This window comes from Devosia faecipullorum, assembly GCF_015158295.1.
GTDB classification, from domain to species: domain Bacteria; phylum Pseudomonadota; class Alphaproteobacteria; order Rhizobiales; family Devosiaceae; genus Devosia; species Devosia faecipullorum.
Map to the genome: position 1 here is coordinate 1 of NZ_JACDXV010000007.1, position 19,566 is coordinate 19,566.

Annotated in this window: 17 protein-coding genes; 8 read left to right on the forward strand and 9 right to left on the reverse strand. The window is 63.0% G+C overall.

The features are described 5' to 3' along the window. Positions 1-212: 212 nt before the first annotated feature. From H0482_RS13815 to H0482_RS13825, 3 genes are all read right to left on the reverse strand, one after another. Complete coding sequence (locus tag H0482_RS13815; RefSeq protein ID WP_193730665.1) at positions 213-368, reverse strand: hypothetical protein; 156 nt, start codon at positions 366-368, stop codon at positions 213-215. Positions 369-461: 93 nt separating this feature from the next. Then, complete coding sequence (locus H0482_RS13820) at positions 462-821, reverse strand: type II toxin-antitoxin system PemK/MazF family toxin (RefSeq protein WP_193730666.1); 360 nt, start codon at positions 819-821, stop codon at positions 462-464. Continuing rightward, a complete protein-coding gene (locus H0482_RS13825; protein WP_210319186.1) occupies positions 818-1,042 on the reverse strand; it encodes an antitoxin MazE family protein in 225 nt (74 codons plus the stop codon). Before H0482_RS13825 ends, H0482_RS13820 begins: the two co-directional genes overlap by 4 nt. 448 nt (positions 1,043-1,490) lie before the next feature. Here H0482_RS13825 and H0482_RS16940 point away from each other — a divergent pair, with 448 nt between their 5' ends. Next, positions 1,491-2,831, forward strand: coding sequence for a GmrSD restriction endonuclease domain-containing protein (locus tag H0482_RS16940; protein WP_193730668.1), 1,341 nt, complete (start codon positions 1,491-1,493; stop codon positions 2,829-2,831). A gap of 292 nt (positions 2,832-3,123) precedes the next feature. On the opposite strand, the gene H0482_RS13835 is transcribed toward H0482_RS16940, so the two are convergent. From H0482_RS13835 to H0482_RS16945, 5 genes are all read right to left on the reverse strand, one after another. Further along, entirely contained in the window at positions 3,124-6,309 is a 3,186-nt protein-coding gene (locus H0482_RS13835; RefSeq protein ID WP_193730669.1) for a UvrD-helicase domain-containing protein, read from the reverse strand. Then, on the reverse strand, positions 6,306-8,852 hold the full coding sequence (locus tag H0482_RS13840; RefSeq protein ID WP_193730670.1) for a PD-(D/E)XK nuclease family protein: 2,547 nt from the start codon (positions 8,850-8,852) through the stop codon (positions 6,306-6,308). The genes H0482_RS13835 and H0482_RS13840 overlap by 4 nt, the downstream gene beginning before the upstream one ends. A gap of 335 nt (positions 8,853-9,187) precedes the next feature. Beyond that, positions 9,188-10,756 carry an ADP-ribosylglycohydrolase family protein gene (locus H0482_RS13845; RefSeq protein ID WP_193730671.1) on the reverse strand — a complete coding sequence of 523 codons (1,569 nt, stop codon included), beginning with the start codon at positions 10,754-10,756 and terminating at the stop codon, positions 9,188-9,190. A 143-nt stretch (positions 10,757-10,899) separates the two neighbouring features. Further along, on the reverse strand, positions 10,900-11,838 hold the full coding sequence (locus tag H0482_RS13850) for a helix-turn-helix transcriptional regulator (RefSeq protein WP_193730672.1): 939 nt from the start codon (positions 11,836-11,838) through the stop codon (positions 10,900-10,902). 50 nt (positions 11,839-11,888) lie between these two features. Beyond that, a complete protein-coding gene (locus H0482_RS16945) occupies positions 11,889-12,476 on the reverse strand; it encodes an ATP-binding protein (RefSeq protein ID WP_330998274.1) in 588 nt (195 codons plus the stop codon). On the opposite strand from H0482_RS16945, the gene H0482_RS13855 reads away from it, so the two are divergent. Continuing rightward, on the forward strand, positions 12,376-12,903 hold the full coding sequence (locus H0482_RS13855; protein WP_330998271.1) for a tyrosine-type recombinase/integrase: 528 nt from the start codon (positions 12,376-12,378) through the stop codon (positions 12,901-12,903). The two genes, H0482_RS16945 and H0482_RS13855, sit on opposite strands and share 101 nt — an antisense overlap. A gap of 265 nt (positions 12,904-13,168) precedes the next feature. Here H0482_RS13855 and H0482_RS13860 read toward each other — a convergent pair whose 3' ends face one another. Continuing rightward, positions 13,169-14,068 (reverse strand): AraC family transcriptional regulator, encoded by a 900-nt coding sequence (locus H0482_RS13860; RefSeq protein WP_193730674.1) that lies wholly within the window; start codon positions 14,066-14,068, stop codon positions 13,169-13,171. Between the two features lie 190 nt (positions 14,069-14,258). Here H0482_RS13860 and H0482_RS13865 point away from each other — a divergent pair, with 190 nt between their 5' ends. The 6 genes from H0482_RS13865 to H0482_RS13890 all read left to right on the forward strand — a co-directional run bounded on the left by H0482_RS13865 (position 14,259) and on the right by H0482_RS13890 (position 19,433). Further along, on the forward strand, positions 14,259-14,669 hold the full coding sequence (locus H0482_RS13865) for an ester cyclase (RefSeq protein WP_193730675.1): 411 nt from the start codon (positions 14,259-14,261) through the stop codon (positions 14,667-14,669). Between the two features lie 66 nt (positions 14,670-14,735). Then, positions 14,736-15,044 (forward strand): putative quinol monooxygenase, encoded by a 309-nt coding sequence (locus H0482_RS13870; protein ID WP_193730676.1) that lies wholly within the window; start codon positions 14,736-14,738, stop codon positions 15,042-15,044. 80 nt (positions 15,045-15,124) lie between these two features. After that, positions 15,125-16,075 carry an alpha/beta hydrolase gene (locus H0482_RS13875; RefSeq protein ID WP_193730677.1) on the forward strand — a complete coding sequence of 317 codons (951 nt, stop codon included), beginning with the start codon at positions 15,125-15,127 and terminating at the stop codon, positions 16,073-16,075. A 51-nt stretch (positions 16,076-16,126) separates the two neighbouring features. Next, a complete protein-coding gene (locus tag H0482_RS13880; RefSeq protein ID WP_193730678.1) occupies positions 16,127-16,873 on the forward strand; it encodes an SDR family oxidoreductase in 747 nt (248 codons plus the stop codon). Positions 16,874-17,320: 447 nt separating this feature from the next. Further along, positions 17,321-18,226 carry a tyrosine-type recombinase/integrase gene (locus tag H0482_RS13885; protein WP_193730679.1) on the forward strand — a complete coding sequence of 302 codons (906 nt, stop codon included), beginning with the start codon at positions 17,321-17,323 and terminating at the stop codon, positions 18,224-18,226. Between the two features lie 4 nt (positions 18,227-18,230). Beyond that, a complete protein-coding gene (locus H0482_RS13890) occupies positions 18,231-19,433 on the forward strand; it encodes an IS91 family transposase (RefSeq protein WP_193730680.1) in 1,203 nt (400 codons plus the stop codon). Positions 19,434-19,566: the final 133 nt, after the last annotated feature.

Consider the following 19,566-nt stretch of genomic DNA (forward strand, 5'->3'; position numbering starts at 1 on the left):
AACGACAAACCATCCAGCATCGGCGCTTGCAGCACCGCAAGCTCGCCGCATAACATCAACCCAAAGACGAGGCCGATACTCCGCTAATCCAAGACCCAAACTGCGCCAAATGATCTGACGACGGACACCCGTCGCGGTCTTGCGGCGCTCTTCCAGATACTCGACCACAGCGAGGCCGATGGGACGAACTGACGGGCACGCGCTTAGGCCAGTCATCGGTGAAGGCCCATGTCCTGGATCGTGCTTCGGCGGACGCCCGATGCGGGCAGCGGCTTGGCCTCGGCGTAGGCGTAAAGGTCGTTCGGCAGCGCGCCGGTTCGGGCGCGCCCGCGACGTTTGGCGCGGCAATCGGCGCGCATCTTGGACATGCGCCAAGGATCGCCCAAGCTCGGCCAATCCCAAACACCTATGTGCCGTCGATAACCGTCCTTTGCGGCTCAGTCGGAGCGTAGCCTCGACGATCATGACTGCTTCCCCCTTCCGGCCCTCGGTGTCACCGCCATGCCGAGGAACACGGTCATCGCCTGATTGAGGCGCACCATGTCCTCATCGTCGAGCCGTCCGACTTGCGCGCCCAGCTTGGTCCTGGGAACAGTGGTGATCTTGTCCACCATCAGGCGGCAGGCGGAACGCAGGCCGTTGCGCTCATTCGGCTCCACCACGAGGCGGAACAACGGCGCGTCAGTCGGGTCGGTGGTGAAGGCGCAAATCGTGATCGAGTCGGTGGCGTCGAAACTGTCGTCCTGTACGATCACGGTAGGACGCGGCTTGCCCGCATAGTCGTTGCCACCGGAAACGGTCCAGACCTCGCCGCGCCTCACTCGTTGCCCCAATCGGATACGGCGTCGATGAAGGCCTGATCCTCGCGTGCGTGGGCGCTGGCGGCGACCGCCTGCGATTGACGGTGGGCCTGCTCCTGGAACGAGGGAGCGCGCACATCCGGCACCCAAATCTGGATCGGACGCAGCCCGAGCGCGCGCAGCCGGTCGCGATGCTCGCGCACCTTTTCCCGGACGGGCTTGGCCTTCGATGTCGCTGCCAAATTGACCTCCATGCAGTAAGTTACATGTAACCTATCATAGGGCAATCCCGAATGCCAGACATTTCGGCCAGCACCCAAAAATGGGCGGGATTTTTGAGCGTAGAAAGGACAGCGCATGATGGCGTGCAATGGCACAAAATCGGCGGATTGCACCGTGCGACGTCCTGCTCGCACGGTGTGAAATCGGATCATGACTCATTGAAAAGCCACCAACCGACTACCTCGCAACGTGCGGTCTCAATCCTGCCATCATCTATTGCCTTCCCTGCCGCGCCCTTTCCGGTTGCTCAAAAGAGCCATTTCGCCTTAATTGGCGCAATGGGGCGGTGCGGGAATCAGTCATGAAAATCATGTCGGCACGCGAGGCTAAGAACGGCTTCGGGCTGATGATCGACAGGCGCGCGCAGCGCCGGCACTGATCGCGAAGCACGTGTGATGGGAGTTCAGCGTGGACGGAACTGCGGATATTAATGCCGAACTTGAAGAAGATACCGTTGATGAGACGCCGCTCGATCTTGCAAATGGCGAACGTCGACTCGCGACCCAGTCATTAGACCTCTCCATTGACGCACTAGTTGCACGGATCGGCCGGAACGGTCTCATCTTACAACCAGAATTTCAGCGCGACTACGTTTGGTCCGCCGCTAAGGCGAGTGCGCTGGTCGAGTCGGTTCTGATGCGGATCCCTCTCCCAGTCGTCTACTTGGCTGAAACCGCTGAGGGGGACTGGGAGGTAGTCGATGGTCAGCAACGATTAACATCGTTGTACAGTTTTGTTGTCGGCAAATTTCCGGATGGAGCGAGCTTCAGGCTCGGGCAGATGAACGTCCGCAGCGACATAAAAGGGAAAGCGTTCAAAGATTTGTCGAAGGCAGATCAGAACGCAATTCTCAACTACACATTGCGAGCGGTCATCCTTCAGAAGGAGTCCCACCCGGATTTGAAGTTTGAGGTTTTTGAGCGTCTTAATTGTGGGTCGGTTCAGCTGAAAGATGCTGAGCTTCGCAATTGCATGTATCGCGGCCCCTACAATGACATGCTCAATGATCTGGCAGAAAATCCATTCCTATTGAAAATCCGCCATGCTGAATCGCCGCATAAACGAATGGAAGATCGTCAGCTTATCTTGCGGTTTTTTGCTATGAAGCGAAACTCCCATCTCAACTTTAAAGGTGGGATGAAGCAGTTCATGAACCGCGAGATGATTGCCCATCGTCATGCAGCGCCGAGTGAAATTGCAGGGCTGAAGAGCATGTTCGAAAATGCGATTGAATGTGCGTGGACCGTGTTTGGTCCAAATGCATTCCGCCGCTGGTCTACAGGCGATGATCGCAGCCCTGAAGGTCAATGGGAATCGAAGCTCAATGTCGCGCTCTGGGATACGATCCTCTACACATTTGCCTTCTTTGAAAAGCGCCAGATAGTTCCTGCTGCGGATGCGATCCGAGAGGAGTTTCTGGATGTAATGACGAACGATGACACATTCGTCGATTACATAGGGCGCACGACCGATAAACCGGATCGTGTTCGTTATCGAGCTGATACATGGCGCCGACACTTGGACTCGGCCATTGCGGTTCCACCTAGCGAAACTCGGGCTTTCAGTCGTCGGCTGAAGGTTGATCTTCACAATACTGATCCGACATGTGCGATCTGCGGCCAACATATCCATTCACCAGAGGACGCCGAGGTGGATCATATCAAGCATTACTGGCGAGGTGGCGCGACGATTCCAGAAAATGCCCGTTTGACCCATCGTCATTGCAACCGTAAGCGAGGCGGTCGGTAGCGTCCCATTTATGCTGAGGGGCGATATCATAGGGCTATGGCGAAAACGTAGTTCTCCTCATCGCGCGTTGCTGCGGACGTGCAGTCGCCCTGGAGCGCCGTCAGGCGACCAACAATCTCCGCCACCTTCCCGAAAAATGGACATGTTGCGATGGCTATGCCCCAAGTTAGGGGAAAAACGGTCGCATCTGGTGCCTCGCGATATAATTCCTAAGCGCTGTGCCGATCACACGTTCGGCTTCGGCATTGCCTAAAAAGAGACGCCTCCCAATGCGGGCATTGTCACCTGCTTGCTATAAGGCGGCGTCCTGGGATCCGCCGGCGGATTGTGGCCCGGCCAGTTCTAGCCGCCCGTGGTCGACCCAGAACACCGCCACCCCTTTCAGCGGGTGGTGCGGGAACAGCTTTGCCACCAGTGCCACATAACTTGACAGCTGTGGCCAGTAGGAACCGAAGCCCTCGCCCTCCCCGCCGGATTTATGGTCGATAAGTATGCATCCCCCTGATCCAACGGCCAGAAGATCGATGGTGCCGGGGATTTCGGCCCCCTCCGGCGAGAACCCAAGGACCGGGATTTCGGCGCGCAGGTCGGTATAGCCCTCGGCCGCCAGCCAGTTTCTCAACGTCTCGGCGCGCTCGGAAACCAGCGTGATCGTGGTTTCCTCGAGCCCGGTGGCAGCGGCCAGTGCCGGGATGAGTTCAGGCCGGGTCAGGCAGGTACGCAAGGCCAGATGGAGGGCCGTGCCGCGTGTGGCGTCGTTAAGCGTCTTGGGCCATGGCGCACCAAGGTCGATACTGCAGGTTTCCGGCGCAGCACCCGCACTGCGGGTTTGTGACGGTTGCAGTCGCCAGGGCGTCAGGGGCGCTGCGGGCAAAGCCGTCGCCGGACCGAAGCGGGAAGCCACAGTGGTGGCCCCATTCGCATATTCGGTAAAGCCCGCCTGGTCGGGCAGTTGCGTGATGACCGCAGGGCAGTCCACGCCACCGATCCGCAGGCAGCCGGCCGCGATCTGCGGGGCGCAACTGTCCTCAAGAATGTGGAACAGGTTTTTTGCCTCGAGCGCGTCTTCCTCGCGATCCTTGAGAAAGCCTGGCCATTCCAGCACCAGCCGGTCACGGGCACGGGTCAGCGCGACATAAATGAGATTTTTCGCATTGGCCTCAAAATCCGGGCGGCGGTCTTCGATGAAGCGACGCTCGGCCTCGGGGGCCGCAAAGCCAGGCGTGTGGATCAGCGCGGCAGAGCCAAGCACAACGGCCATATCGTCGATCCGGTCGAGCGCATCGAAACGCGTTGCGGTAGAGCCGGCCCATTCCTCGATGCCATTGTCGAACTCGGCCACTACGGTGATCGGCCATTCGCGCCCCTTTGAGGCATGCCAGGTCACGATCTCGACCGCCTCGGCACTGTTGGCTGCCGGATCAGGACGGCGATCGAAGTCACGCTCATCCGCGCGGGCATCGAGCCAACCGAGGAACACTTTCGCGGTCTCGCCATGGAAGCCCGAGGCAGCCTTGAGGTCGCGATGCGCGGCCTCGAACTCACCGGCCTCGGCCTCGAGCCGCAAAAGATCAGCGCGGGACTGGGCCGCATCGGGCTGGCTATCGGCCCAAAGCCGCAGGTCGGCGGCATCAAGCACCAGATCGAGGCCCGCAGCAACCGGCAGACTTGCCAGCCGGGCCGACAGGGCTACAAGCCGCATCAGCACCGGATCATCCGCCAACCGCCCTTCGATCTGTGAGGAAAGCGCCGCTTGCAGGGGCAACGGATCGGGGCCAAGCGTGCGCAACAAGAGCCCCGAATGAATGTCGGCGGGGTTCGCGGCAAAGGCCAGCGCGGCGCGGGCTGCGGTGACGACGGGGCTTTGTGCCCAGCCATCTTCACTGATGCGCACGGGAACGCCGCGAGCGCGCAGCTCCTCGGCATAGCGGGCGGCGGTAGTGTGGCGGCATACGAGGAGCGCGATATCCGAGGGCCGTACCGGGCGCGTCGCCTGCGTGTAACGATCGGTGATGGTATCGCCGTCGGTCAGGATGCGGGCGACACGCTCGGCGATATGCTCCTGCGGCTTCGATGCTGTACGTACGCCGCGCGATTTGGCCGCATTCAGCACTTCAATGGCCGGACCAGCGACCGGATCGCGGGTTGGCAGCAGGGGATTGTAGCCCGCACCAAAGAGGCTCGCACCCATCGCATTGACGAAGTCCATCACCGCAGGCGTCGATCGCCAGTTGCGGTCCAACGGCTGCGTTGCATCGGGGTTCGCCGCCGCCAAGGCCTGCGAAAGCCGCGCATCGGCACCCTGAAAGCCCATGATTGACTGTTTCACATCGCCCACCAGCAGCGTGCGAGGCGCATGCGCACCGAGTTGCCACAAAAGCGCGAATTGCACGGGGTTGGTGTCCTGGAATTCATCGATGATGACACAATCGATTTCATCCAGCACGGCCCGCCGCACAGCCGGATCTGTCCGTAAGAGCCGCTCGGCCCCCACGATCATGTCGGCGAAATCGATCAGGCCAAAGGCCTTCTTACGGGCATCATAGGCCTCCATCACCTCTTGCGCACAGGCGATCAGACACGACAGATGCAGCTTCGCATCCGCAAGCGGACCGGGATGGGCGTGCAGGACATCAGCTGCCTCGATGATGGCGGTCGCCAGATCGTCATAGCCGTCGGGTGTTTTCGTGCGGCTGTTCGAGGTGAACAATCCGCGCAGGCCTTGCCAGAGGCCCCAGTCCCGGCCGAGCAGCCCTGGATCACGGGACACGCGGCGGAAAAGAACAAGGTTCTTCTCAAGCGTCTCACGCGGGCCTTTGGCGGTAACGGTGGCCATGCCGCCTTCGGGAAAGGCCGCGACCATCGCCAGAACTGCGGCAGTCAGCGCAGCACCGGCGGAAGTAGGATCCGTCAGCACTTCGCCGTAAACCTCATCAAGCCGCGAGAGCGCTTGCGCGATCAGACCGGGATCTCGCCCCTTGTCACCAAGGCCGCGCAGAAGGTCGATCATCGAAAGCACCCTACCGCGCAAGTTGTCCTCGACCGTCGCGCCTTTTTGCCAGTTCGCCTCATAGCCGAAACGCTCGGGCTCGGCCTTGATCGGGTCGAGCGATTTGGCATGGGCCAGGGCCTGACGGATCAAAAGGTCACGCTCGGCATCGCCCAGGTGGCGCGGCTGCGGTGAGGCACCCGCCGCCAGCGCGTGCTCAGTCAGAAGCCTGAGGCCAAGCCCGTGGATCGTGGAGACATAGGCACGTTCAACCACCATCGCCTCGGAAACCAATCCATCAGCCAAAAGCCCGGCGCGGATCCGTTCGCGCAACTCGCCCGCTGCGGCCTCAGTGAAGGTGACGGCAAGGATGCGTTCAGGCTGCACCACGCCGCGCTTCACCCAGTCGGAAAGCTGGGTCTTGATGCGGTGGGTTTTGCCCGCGCCGGCGCCGGCGGGGACGATGACCAGTCCCTGATCCATGGTCATTCCTCCTCGATCTGACGGATGAAGGCGGTGACGAAGGCCGAGCCATCAGTCAGCGCATAGGGGGTGAAGCCGGCCTCTTTCTTGAAGAAGGCTTCATCCTCGGATGTGTTTAGCACCACCCGGCCTGCGCCGAGTTCCGCCAGCCGCTCGGCCAGTTTTTCTACAGCGCCTTCATTCACTGCATCGCCCATGTCGCGGGCAGGCGAGCCATCAGTCAGCGGCAGGCCGGATGTCAAAAGACCGCCGTCATTCATCAGATGATAGGCAACGGCGACCTTGCGGCCGATCAAGGGATCCATCCCGTCGCCCTCGCGCCGATGCGGTCGCGCGATCATGTCCCGATAAAGGCCTGCCTGCAGATCCCAACCCGCTTCCATCCGCTTACGCCGCCCCGAAGTACTGCTTTTCTTGTGGTCAACGATCAGCAGCGCGCCATCCGGCAGCTCGATGATCGCATCCGCCTTGCCATGCAGGTTGATGCCATGCGCCTCACCGGCCAGCCAGATCTCGTTACCGATAATCTTTGCCTTGAGCGCCAGCAGATGCTCGCGCCAGCGCAGAGCGGCGGCCATGACCTCGCGCTCAAGCCCCCTGCGCTCCATTTCCCATGACGGGCTGCGCAGGTAGCCGGCATGGCGGATCAGAGCGCGCTCATAGGCTTCGGGCACTACGGCGGCCAGTGCATCGGGATCGGGGATGGGCTGATCCTTCAGGAAAACATGCTCGAAAACGTCATGCGCGATATTGCCCTTGGCCATGACGTCCAGTTCCTCGGCCGACCAGGACATGTCCTCGGCCCCCACCTCGCCCAGGAGCCAGGCGAGCGGACTGACCAGCAGCGTTTCCAGCCGCGAGGGCGATTGCGGTTTCGCCGTGCCATCATCCTTGCGCCGCAAGGAGAGTAGGTCTTGGCTCGCAAAATCCAGCGCCTCAGGCAGTTCGAAAGCCTCAGCCAAAGGCGGCAGATGATGATGCGCGACCGGCCAGTCGCCGGGTGAAAGACGCGACAGATCGGTGATCAGGTCGCTGGCATCCTCGACGCCGGAGATGGCCCGCGCCACTAGCGAAAGCCCCGCCGAGGGTTGCAAGCGCCCACCTGACAGATCGCGCCACGGAACGAGGAAGGTGATGCTGTCCGTCACCGCCTGCAGCTGCTGGTCGAAGAGCGAAAGCCCCTGCGCCAGCCCCTCGGCCCGGCCACGCAATGCTAGGCCGGTGGCTTTGCGGAGCGCAGCAATCTCGCTGTCCAGAAACAATGGGTTGGCGCGCGGCCGGGTGGGGTAAAGCCCGTCGGTGAAATCGGTCACGATCAGGTGCCGACAGGACCGCCAAGGACTTTCATGGGCAGCCCACAGGCTGACGCCTTCCAGATTGCGGTCCGGCTCGGCGCTGGTGTGCGGCATGACCTGAATACCGCGCAAGATCGCCTCCCAGTCGGGGGCGCCTTCGCCCGGCGGGACCGGCAGACGCGCCCGGACCTGATCGCCCTGCGCAAGCTGATCGCAAATGCGATCGAGCAGAAAACGCAACTGCGCCAAGCTGCTAGCCGAGGCGCGGATGTCGTCCCAAAGTTCCTTGTGCGCAGGAGTGGCGGTCAAGATCGCGCCGCGGAAGTCACCGCCCATCAGACTTTCGGACAGATCGCGCCCGGTCTGGCCGGACCACGGCATCAATGGCGAAAGCGCGAGGCTCGCCAGTACCATCGCTGGGGTCGGCGGGCGTTTGGCCAGCGTCAGATGCAGCGCGGTCTCACCGATGATATCGCGTTGGGGCAAAGCTGCGGGCAGACCCGAGAGCGGCACGCCCTGGGCGGCAAAAGCGCGGGCGATCTGGCGCGGATCACCTGCGGTAAGCACGGAAATCTCGCGCGCCGGAAGGCCGTCATCGATCAGCGCACGGGCGCGGGCGGCGGAGAAGTCGGCCGCAGCCGCCGGATCGCGCAGACCGAAGAAAGCGAGGCTGCCATCGAGAGGCGCGGCTTCGAGCTGCTGTGCGGTCACCCCGCCCTGTAGGGCGTGGAGCCGGCTGCCGACTGCCGCCGCTCGGAGTCGAGGGGAAGCCGGAACCGAACCGAACTCCTCCTTCAACCGGGCATAAAGTGTCTGCATCGCGGCAGGCGCCAGCGGATCGATCGAGCCTTCGACCACCGGAACCGGGTCGAGAAAGCGCCCATTGGAGAGGTTCAGCACATGGCGCAGCGGTGCAAGACCTTCGGGCAGACCGTCCCCCAATGTCCGCCATAGACCGATCAGTGCCGAGAGGTGCCGCTTTGCCCGGCTGTCAGACAGGTGATCGACTACAGGCACCCGCAAGTCAGGCGTGGCCAGCACCAGATCTTCCAGCGCCGTCGTCACCGCCGAAATCGTCTCGACCGGTGCATTGGCGAGGCTATCCGCCCAGACAGGATCAGGCACCTCGGATATGGCGCGCCCCGGCGACCACTCCGGCGGGATCGGAGCCAGAGATAGCTCGGCCAAGCCGGTATCTGTCAGCCGATACTGCAAACCGGAACGTGGATCGATGACGAGGAACGGGTAATGCATGCTTGTTTCAGTCCGAATGTGGGGCGCGCCGGCGCTATGGATCAGTCAATCACCGGATAATGGGCGGTGCCCCAGTCCCAATCAGCTGCAGATTTCATGGTGTCGATGAAAATCTATCAAGCACCGGGTCCTGATCACGAAGACACCGCAGCTTTTCGCGGAAGTAATCGAATTGAGACATATGTTTAAACAGCTCTTTTTGAAATGTCTTGCTTCTTTCATGAAGCGTATCCGGCGCGCGAGGGTCAATACAGAAAGCGGCGTGATAAGTGGCGTTTGACGCGTCATCTCACCGGCGGTTGTTGCCCGCAAGTTCTTGCAGATCTGGCATTTGATTACCCCCCCGGATAGAATTCGAATAGCGCATCGGCTGCGTCCGGATGGTGTAACAGCCGATCATGATCGCGCGCGAGGCGGCCGATAATATCGGCACCCTGAATGACGGTCGCCCATGGATGCGACAGCACGGCATCGGGGGTCATGACGCCCAACATATTGCCTGCAATCGCGCCGGTGGAATCGCTGTCGCCGCCGTGGGTCACCGCGATGCGCAGGCACTCGTCCAGGCCGCTCCCCCGGAGGCAGGCGTAAAGTGCGATGGCCAGCGCATCTTCGGCCGTCCAGCCGCCGCCCAGGCTTTCGACGGTTTCGGGCCGCCCGTCTTGCCGCGCCGTAAGAGCTGCGTGAATGGCGTGGGCGGTCTCATCGCCACCGTCCATCCGGGCATACTCCGTGGCGATCCGCTCGGCGGCCCGCTCCAGCGGCTCGCCCGCTGCGACATCGGCCAGCATCTCCGCCCAGGCGGCGGCTGCGAGTTGGCCGGTGATATGGCCATGGGTCAGGGCCGAGGTCTCGATCGCCCAGGCTCTCACCTGATCGCGCGGCGCGATCAGAGCAACTGGGGCGACCCGCATGATCGTGCCGCAGCCCTTGCTGTCATTGCGGGCCGGGTCGCCGAAACCGCCGCTGGCACCCAGGGCCGACATACATGTCATGCCCGGGGCGCATTTTGACCAAAGCCTGCGGTCCTCGATCAGACCTATATCATCTGTCTCTGCTCGCGAATGGCCTTCCTGCGTCCGGTACCATCGCAGCAGCGCGTGATGAACGACGGAAGGCGGGTGACAAATGCCGCGCAACTGGCCTCGGATCCGTGCGCGGATCATGCCCTCGGCGGTGAAGAATGTCATCTGCGTGTCATCGGTGATAGCGCCCCGCTGTCCGCCATAGGGGGGCAAGTCGGTGACCCCCGCCGGAAAGCGCGCCTGGATGGCCACCAGAGAGTGGAATTCGATGTCGGCGCCGAGACTGTCCCCCATGGCGCCGCCCAGCAAGCAAGCCTGCAAGGTCTTGGCGCTGTCGCTCGACCCACTGGCCTGATCCCGCAACCATTGCTCTTGTGCGCGGGTTTCAACGGCGCCGGGCCGAACAGAACGCACTTCGGTAATAGCCCGCGCCGCGCTCTGCCCCCGTTCGATCATCAGCAGGGCCGCGATCGTCCCGGCACGGCCCAGACCGCCCCGGCAATGGATTAGAACCTTGCCGCCACGTTCGAGTCTGTCATGGATCCGGCGCGACAGCCCGCGCCAGAGTCCTGCACTGTCGGCGGCAGGCACATCGACATCACGGATCGGGAAATGCAGCCATTCCATGCCGCGCGCTTTCAACGCCTCGCCCAGCCCGCGGACGGCCAGCATGTCGAACTCGTGGTCCTCGATCAGCGTGAGGACCATATCCGTGCCCCAGGACGCAACCGCATCAAGATCAAGCGCCAGATCACGGGCCCAAACTGCGCCGAACACGCTGTCCCCCTGCTTGCCTGGGCAAAGTGTGAGGCCGATCTGGCCGTTTGCAAGCGGCAGGCTGTCAATGCGAAGGGGGTGGGTGGTGCTCGTGCGGGACAAATGTATCTCCTTGAACCGGGTCTCTGCTTAATAGAGCAGGGATACGTCAAATCCGGTCGTATGAATCTTTGCCACGGCATTGATGCGAGCACAATCGCAGGGCATTCTCTGGGTCACGTGGTTCGCTGAAGACTTATCTCCGGCTATCCTGGCGATAGGACCTCCACCCGATCCCCCCATCGAGCCAGATACCACTCCATTTCCTGCCGTCCACCGGCCCTGAACCGCACGACCAGCGATCGATCCTCCAGCCGTTCCAATGTCTGCTTCGGGTGGAACACATATCCCGCCGCCTCGTCCGCCACGTCTGGCAGGAAACGCCATTCGACATCCTGTGGATCATTATCGCGCCAGATACCGAAGCTTTCGGACAGCCATTCCTGCAAATCAAACCCTTCGGGCCGGGTATAGACGTCAGGCTCCAGCGAAACCCGCTCAAACCCGGCCAGAGCGAACAGGCGCAGATCATCCTGGTACTCACTCCAGGCCAGCAGGTATTGGCGGCCTTGCCCGAAGAGCATGGCGACAGGACCAAGGCGGGCGTTGCGTGACAGTTTGCCCGTGCTGCGAGCGCGGTGGTCGGTCGAAACCATGACGCCCGCAAGAATTGCCTCGCGCAGGGCCGAGAGTATCTCGGGTGCGATTTTCTCGCGTGGACCCGGGCGGAAGGCGACCCCATCGGCCATAAGCTGAGCCTCCAGATCGGCCGCAACCGTCCGGCGTCGATCTGCACGAAACATTGCCTGCACCTTCGCAAGCAGACGCTCCAGCGTTTCGGCGGTCAGATCATCGCCTTCACGCCGTGCGATGGCGGCTGCTCTGTGTCCGGCGGTCAGTTCGTCCAGTGTCGGCTCAACCATTCTTCCCAAAGAGCCCGGCGGAAAGCGCCAGTATTTCCGACCGCTGTCGCTGAGGATTTCCTCGATCTGCGGATAGGCATTGCGCACAGCGTCGCGCATGCGTTCTGCCGTCCGGCGCGACACGCTGAATTCGCGCTCGATATCGACAAGGCAAATCCCTTCGGCCGAGCCCTGCATCGTCAGAGCCAGTTTCTGCAGATCTTCCTGACGGGCGTAGCGCATGGTACCTCCGGCCAAATACCGCGCCAGCTTCGCGGCGCGGCATAGGGGTGTCAACGGCCAAAGCCGATTGGGCGCGTCGCCCCTTCTTTTGCTTCCGCTTCGCGGGCCAGTTCCCGCAGGATCTCCTGCGGGCGGGTCTCGCCCAATGCGTGCATCCTGCGGGCCACATTCGCGAAATCACCCGGCGCAAGCCGGTCGAGACGTAACAGCCCATCGGGGATTGGCAGAGGAAAATGGGCGCGCCATGCCGAATCGAGTTGATCGCCCGAGAGATGATCGAACCGGATGCGAAAGGTGAAACGGCGCTGCGTTGCGGCGTCCAGCTTTTCGACTAGGTTGGTGGTGCAGACGAATGGCAGGGGGTGGCTTTCCATCCAGGTTAGCATCTCGTTGACTTGGCTCCATGGCCGCTTCGGCCAGAGGAGAAAGGTAATGGGTATCTCACAGTACGACCCTGCTGCTGCAGGAAGACCAGCTTGGAATGCCGGCAGGCAGGTTGGCGCCAAACGTGCATTGAAGGTAAGACAAATCTGGTCAATCCGGTTCTTCCTCGACCGAGAGGGAAGGATGAGGGACCGAGCACTTTTTGACCTTGCGATCGACAGCAAGCTTAGAGGCTGCGATTTGGTGAAGATCAAGATCGGCACACTGGTGGCAGGACCTGCGATCCGCTCGCGATCGATGGTGGTCCAGCAGAAGACAGGCAGACCTGTACAGTTCGAGATCACCGCGGACACAAGAGCCAGCCTGCTCGCCTGGCTCGAGCGACGCGGTGGCACGATCGACGACTTCGCCTTCCCGAGCCGTGTGGTGCCCGATGGTCACCTGAGTACCCGTCAATACGCAAGGCTGGTGGACGAGTGGGTCACGGCCATCGGGCTGACGCCTGAGGAGTATGGCACCCATTCTCTGCGCCGTACAAAGGCGTCGCTCATTTACAAAGCCACAGGCAACCTTCGGGCCATCCAGATACTGCTTGGCCACAGCAAGATCGAGAACACGGTTCGTTACCTTGGCGTGGATGTCGACGACGCTTTGTCGTTGTCAGAGGCCACCGAAATCTGAGCAAGGAGGCTTCGCCGGCAACCGCTTGTGCTCCGTCGGCGAAGCGCCCCACTCCGGCCACTGGTATCGGCTCGGCTGTATCCCAAGAGCGGACATTCAACTTGGCGGACGAAGAACCAGGACCGCGGTGGATCTCAGCCCGACCGCTTTGCGCCCAAGGACAGGAAGCCAGCCCCGCATTCAATCCTAGACGACAGCTAAACGTCGCTTAGCCGAGCGGCGCGGCATGTTCCATCTCTCGTTGGACGCTCGTACCGGCCGGTTGCTAGAACACCGCCGCCGCCATTGCTGGCGTGCTGCGCAGTCTGATCGCATCCTTGCTGGGCGGCGCGCCGAACTGGCGGCGATATTCGCGGCTGAACTGAGACGGGCTGTCATAGCCGACATGATAGCCGATGGCCGCCACATCGGCATGCTGGGCAGCCAGCATCAGCCGGGCTTCCTGCAGCCGGATCTGCTTTTGAAACTGGATCGGGCTCATCGCGGTTGCCGCCTGGAAGTTGCGATAAAAGGCCGAGACGCTCATGCCGCAGATCGCCGCCACGTCTTCGACGCGGAACGCGCGGGTGTAGTGGTCGCGGATCCAGCGCACCGCCCGGGCAATATGGCTGAGATTGCTGTCGGCCAGACCGAGCTGCCGCACGGCCGCCCCCTGGTCCCCAACGATCAGCAGCCAGAGGATTTCGCGCTTTATCAGCGGGGCAAGAACGGGAATATCGCGTGGAGAATCGAGCAAGCGGACAAGGCGTGTCACTGCGTCCAGCAGCGCGGCCGGCGCCGTGCTCACCATCATGCCGCTTGGCGGGCTGCCGCGGCCATCACGCAGATCGGACGCGCCCGCCTGCAGCAGCAGTTCGGCAATGCTGGCGGGGTGCAGCACCATGCCAAAGCCCAGTGCCGGACAATCCGGGCTGGCATCGATGAACTGGCCGGTCACTGGCAGGTCCAGGGAAGAAACCAGGTAATCTCCCGGGCCATACTCATAGACGCTGCCGCCGAGTGCCAGGCGCTTTTTGCCTTGGGCGATCAGCGCCATGACCGAACTGGTCATCGAGGATTCCAGCTCAGAGACATCGTGACGGGCGATGAGTAGCCCGTCGATCGGGGTGGTCATGTCTCCCCGCGCATGGCGGTCAATCAGGCTGCGCAGTTCATCCAGCGGCATGGCGCGCTCTCCACATTGGCAGGTTCATTGCTAGCACAGACCAGTGACGAGGTCGTGCAAATTTCTACGTAATGAGAGAATTGTGCAAGAACGCGGGAGGATGCCCCTAACGTCGGAACAGCCACCAGTGGTTCAGTGCAGTCATCGGCGGACGACAGAGCCCGCCTGACCTGAACCACCGGAGACCATCATGTCTGAACAGAACAAGCAGATCGCTCGCCATTACTTCGAAGGCCTTGATGCTCAGAAATCCCCGCCCGCCGAATGGGTGACGCCGGACTTCGTGCTCCATATTGCCGGCTCTCCGGACATGGACCTCAACGCGGCCCGGGAATTCTCCGTCGGGCTCGTCACCGCCGTGCCGAACCTCACCCACCCGATCGTCGAGCTGATCGCTGAAGGGGACAAGGTCGCCTATCGGGGCCGCTATGAGGGGACGCAGTCGGCGCCCTATCTCGGGGCCATGGGGTCCAGCGGCGTGCTGTCCGCGACTGGTGCCGGGGTATTCCGCATTGCCGATGGCAAGGTCGCAGAACTCTGGATCTGGCCGGACACGATGACGGTCCTGCAGCAGTTGGGCGTCCTGCCCCAGCAAAGCTGAGCACAAGCCCCTACAGCACGGGCCCCCGTGCTGCGCAATTTACCCAAACCAACAAGGAAAAGACCCATGACGATCCAACACGGCTTTCACGCCGCCATTCCCGCTCACCCTGGTCAGGGCGAGGCCCTAGCCGCGCTCCTCCTGGCCGCCCCGTCGCTGGGCAATGACGACTGCCTGGTGTTCCTGGTCAGCCGCTCGGCCAGCAATCCCGATCTGGTCAGCGTTGCAGAAGGCTGGAGCAGCCAGGACGCACACGCAAAATTCTTCGCCAGCTCGGCGGCGCAGGCCTTTGTTGCCCAGCTGGCTCCGTTGATTGCCGGGGAGCCCATCTACTCCGACGCCATCCCCGTGGGCGGCAAGGCCATCCTGGCCTGACCGAAGATCGTCTCGTTCCCCGCTCCGCAATCACGCCCGCTGCCCGGGCGCGCATCCCCCCTCTCTTCAAGGAAACCACCATGTCCATTCCTCGTCCCGCCCTTGACCCTGAACTGAGCACCAAGCTCGCCGATTTCCCGCTCGGCGTTGATCTCAATCCCGATCTTTTGGCGCAGATGCGCCGGTACGCGGTGCCCGCAGAAACCTACCTCAATGGCCGTGCGCTCGAGCGCCGCGAGATCACGGTGACTGCCGCCGATGGCGCCGGTCTGCCCGTTACGGTGCTCCGGCCCACGACCCCGACGCAGAATGCCCCCTGCATCTACTGGCTGCACGGTGGTGGTATGGTGATGGGCGATCGCTTCGCCAATCTCGATATCCCGCTCGATTGGCTCGACCAGCATGGCGCGGTAGTGGTGACCATCGATTATCGCCTGGCACCCGAAGTGTCGGGCACCACGCTGGTGGAGGACTGCTACCAGGGCCTGATGTGGCTCGCCGCCCATGCCGGGGACCTCGGCATTGATCCCGACCGGATCGTGGTGGCTGGCGCCAGCGCCGGTGGCGGCCTTGTGGCGGGCACGGTGCTGATGGCGCGCGATCGCAACGGCCCGCCTATTGCCGCGCAGATCCTGATCTGCCCGATGCTGGACCATCGCAATGCGACGCCGTCCAGCCAACAATATGCCGGCGAGCCCGGCGTCTGGACGCGCGAGAAGAACCTTTTCGCCTGGCAGGCGGTGCTTGCCGGCCAGACGGGCGAGATCTCCAGCTACATCTCGCCGGCGCTCGAAACCAATCTGGCGGATCTGCCGACCACCTATATCGACGCCGGCACGGCCGAAGTCTTCCGTGATGAGGACGTCGCCTATGCCAGCAGGATCTGGGCGGCGGGCGGACAGGCCGAACTGCACATCTGGGCCGGTGGCTTCCACGGCTTTGATGCCATGTTCCCCGATGCTGGTGTCTCCACGGCAGCCCGCGCTGCCCGCAGCGCCTGGCTTAGGCGCGTCCTCAAGTCCATCGCCTGAATCCCGGGGCGAATCCGGCCCCAATTCCATCCCAACCAAAGGAAATTTCTCATGAAAACCGTTCTTATCACCGGCACCTCCTCCGGCTATGGCCTGGAAACGGCCCGCTACTTCCACGACCAGGGCTGGAAGGTCATTGCCACCATGCGCCGGCCGCAGCCGGACCTGTTGCCGCAGTCCGACCGCATGAGCGTGCTGCCGCTCGATGTCACCAATGCCGACAGCATTGCGGCCTGCCTGGCGGCTGCCGGCCCCATTGATGTGCTGGTCAACAACGCCGGCATCGGCATGGTGGGCGCCTTTGAGGCCTCCCCCATGGCGCAGGTGCGCCGTCTGTTCGAAACCAATACATTCGGGGTCATGGCCATGATCCAGGCCATCCTGCCCATGATGCGGCAGCAGGGCGGCGGCGTCATCGTCAACGTCACCTCAAGCGTGGTGCTGTCGCCCTCGCCCTTTGCGGCCGCCTATACCGCGACCAAGACCGCCATCGAAGGCTTTTCCCGGTCTCTGGCCAAGGAACTGGTTGCCTTTGACATTGGCGTCAAGATGGTCGAGCCCGGCTATGCGCCCACCACGCGGTTTGGGGCCAATGTCGAACTGCCGATCGCTGACCTGATCCCGCCAGCCTATGCCGATTTTGCGCGGCCGATCTTCGAGGCCTTTGCTGTTCCCAGTGTCACGACGCGGGAAATCGATGTGGCCGAGGCCGTGTGGCGGGCCGCCAATGACACCACGGGCCAGCAGCGCTTCCCGGCCGGGCCCGACGCCGTGGCGCAGTGGGAGGCCTCGCGATGAGCACGCGCGCGATCCTGGCCACAACCCTGCGCTGGCACCTGAGCAAGGCGTGGCGGAGCTTTCAACTGCTCGGCCGCTGGCTGACCCAGCCCGAACCGTCCCCGAGCCGTACGGGCGTGCGCTGGGGGTGACCAAGGCCCACTCGCATCGTCCTCCGAGACCGGAGGAGCTAGAGGTCAAGTTCGGGCGCGCAGAAAGCGCGCCTGGACCCTCCGGAGCGAAGCACGCCACGCGCAACCGCGATAGGACGACTGCGTTTCGCGTTCGTGGTCAGGGACGAGCAGACGGCGGCAATGGGCTGGAGCCCGCCAGGCAGCAACGCGCCCCATGCACGAACCCGCTTCGCGGGAGGGTGCACGCGGATTGTGCCGGGTGTTATTTTTGGCCTTTGAGCGGAGGGCGGTAGCGATCTGACCGTGGAGTTTCTTTCAACGAGAGGAACTTGCCATGGCGACCTTATCGACCGACGTTTCCGTCACCCCGCTCCGCCAACACATGCAGCAGGATATGCTGATGCGCGGGCTTGGCTCGCATACCCAGCAGGACTACATTCGGCATGTGCGGCGCTTTGCTGCGTTTCTGGGCCGCACACCCGATACCGCCACCACCAAAGATATCCGGCGTTTCCAGCTCCATCAGCATGAGAGCGGCGTCAGCCCTTCCACGATTAATGGTGCGGTCTCGGCGCTACGCTTCCTGTTCGAGGTGACGCTCAAGCGGCGGGATCTGGCCCGCGCGCTGGTGATCACCCGCTATCAACGCCAGCTGCCCGATGTGCTCAGCGTGGAGGAAGCGGCAAGGCTGCTCCAGGCGGCGCCAACCATCAAGTACAAGGCCGCGCTCGGTGTCGCCTATGGCGCGGGCCTGCGCGTCTCCGAGGTGGCGCACCTCAGGATAGACGATATCGACAGCGCCCGCATGCTGATCCGGATCGAGCAGGGCAAGGGGCGCAAGGACCGCAATGCCATGCTCTCGCCGCAGCTCCTGGAACTGCTGCGACTGTGGTGGCGCCAGGGCAAGCAGTCGGGCGTGATGCTGCCGCATGGCTGGTTGTTCCCGGGCCGCTCCTGCACCGATCCAATATCGTCGCGGCAACTGCATCGCGCAGTGCAGGAGGCCGCCGAGGTCGCTGGCATCCGCAAAAAGGTCAGCCCGCACACGCTGCGGCACAGCTTCGCCACCCATCTGCTGGAGCAGGATGTCGATATCCGCGTCATCCAGGTGCTGCTCGGGCACTCCAAGCTTGAGACAACCGCGCTCTACACCAAGGTCTCGACCCGCACGATCCAGGCGGTCGCCAGCCCACTCGACCGGTTGATGGCGCTGATGGCGGACAAGCCTCCACCCACGTGATCGGGTGCGCGCCACCATCGAGGTCGCCGATATCTTCCGTGCTGCCGGTTCAGCCTATCGGAGCGCCCATGCCGGGCATCTGAGCCTGGACCAGCTCAAGGTCATGTCGGCGATCGAGACCTGTCGCACCGCTGCACTTGGCGGTCACGTCGAGGCCTGCACAGACTGCGGGCATCAGCGCATCGCCTATAACAGCTGCCGCAACCGGCATTGTCCCCGGTGCCAGGGCGCCACTGCACGCGCCTGGCTCGAAGCCCGCGAGGCCGATCTCTTGCCGGTTGGTTACTTCCACGTCGTGTACACCCTGCCGGCCGAGGTCGCCGATATCGCCTTCCACAACAAGGCTCTGGTCTACAACCTGCTGTTCAAGGCGGCGTCCGAGACCATGCTGACGATCGCCGCCGATCCCCGGTATCTGGGCGCCCGCATCGGCATCACCGCCGTACTGCACACCTGGGGCTCGGCCATGATGCACCACCCGCACATCCACATGATCGTGCCGGGTGGCGGCATTGCGCCGGATGGGCGGTGGCTCTCATCGCGACCAGCCTTCCTCCTGCCGGTGCGGGTGCTCGGCGCCCTGTTTCGCCGTCTGTTCCTGACCCGGCTGATCGAGCTGCACGATGCCGGCCGGCTCGCCTTCTTCGGCAAGCTGGCAGGGCTCAGCGATCGCCGCGCCTTCCAGCGTCACCTCGCGCCGACCCGCAAGAAGCGCTGGGTGGTTTACGCCAAGCCACCCTTCGCTGGGCCACAGGCGGTCCTCGCCTATCTCTCGCGCTATACCCATCGGGTGGCGATCTCCAACAGCCGCCTCATCACGTTCGACCAGACCGGCGTGACCTTCCACTACAAGGATTATCGCTGTACCGGCGCCGACCGGAAGCAGGTCATGACCCTGGCCGCCAATGAGTTCATCCGCCGCTTCCTACTGCACACCCTGCCACGCGGCTTCCATCGCATCCGGCACTACGGTCTGCTCGCCGGCTCCGCTCGCAAGGACAGCCTTGCCCAGGCCCGCAGTCTGCTCGAGGTCGCGCCGGCGCCCGACGACGCCGGGGTAACTCAGGAGACCGCCGATCCGCGGCCACCATGCCCCTGCTGTGGCGGCACCATGATCATCATCGAAACCTTCGCCCGAGGCTGCAGGCCGCGCGCGCCGCCTGCAGCGCGGCAGACAAACCGGGAGACCATCCATGACCCGGCATGACCCGCTTGTTCATACGGCCGCGCCACGTCACCGGCCGATGGGACGGTTCGCGCCCAGCACCGCAGCGATCACCGTTATGCCCGCCGATCTCGTCAACACTGCCGCTGCCCACGCTCGAACGCAGCCCGGACGC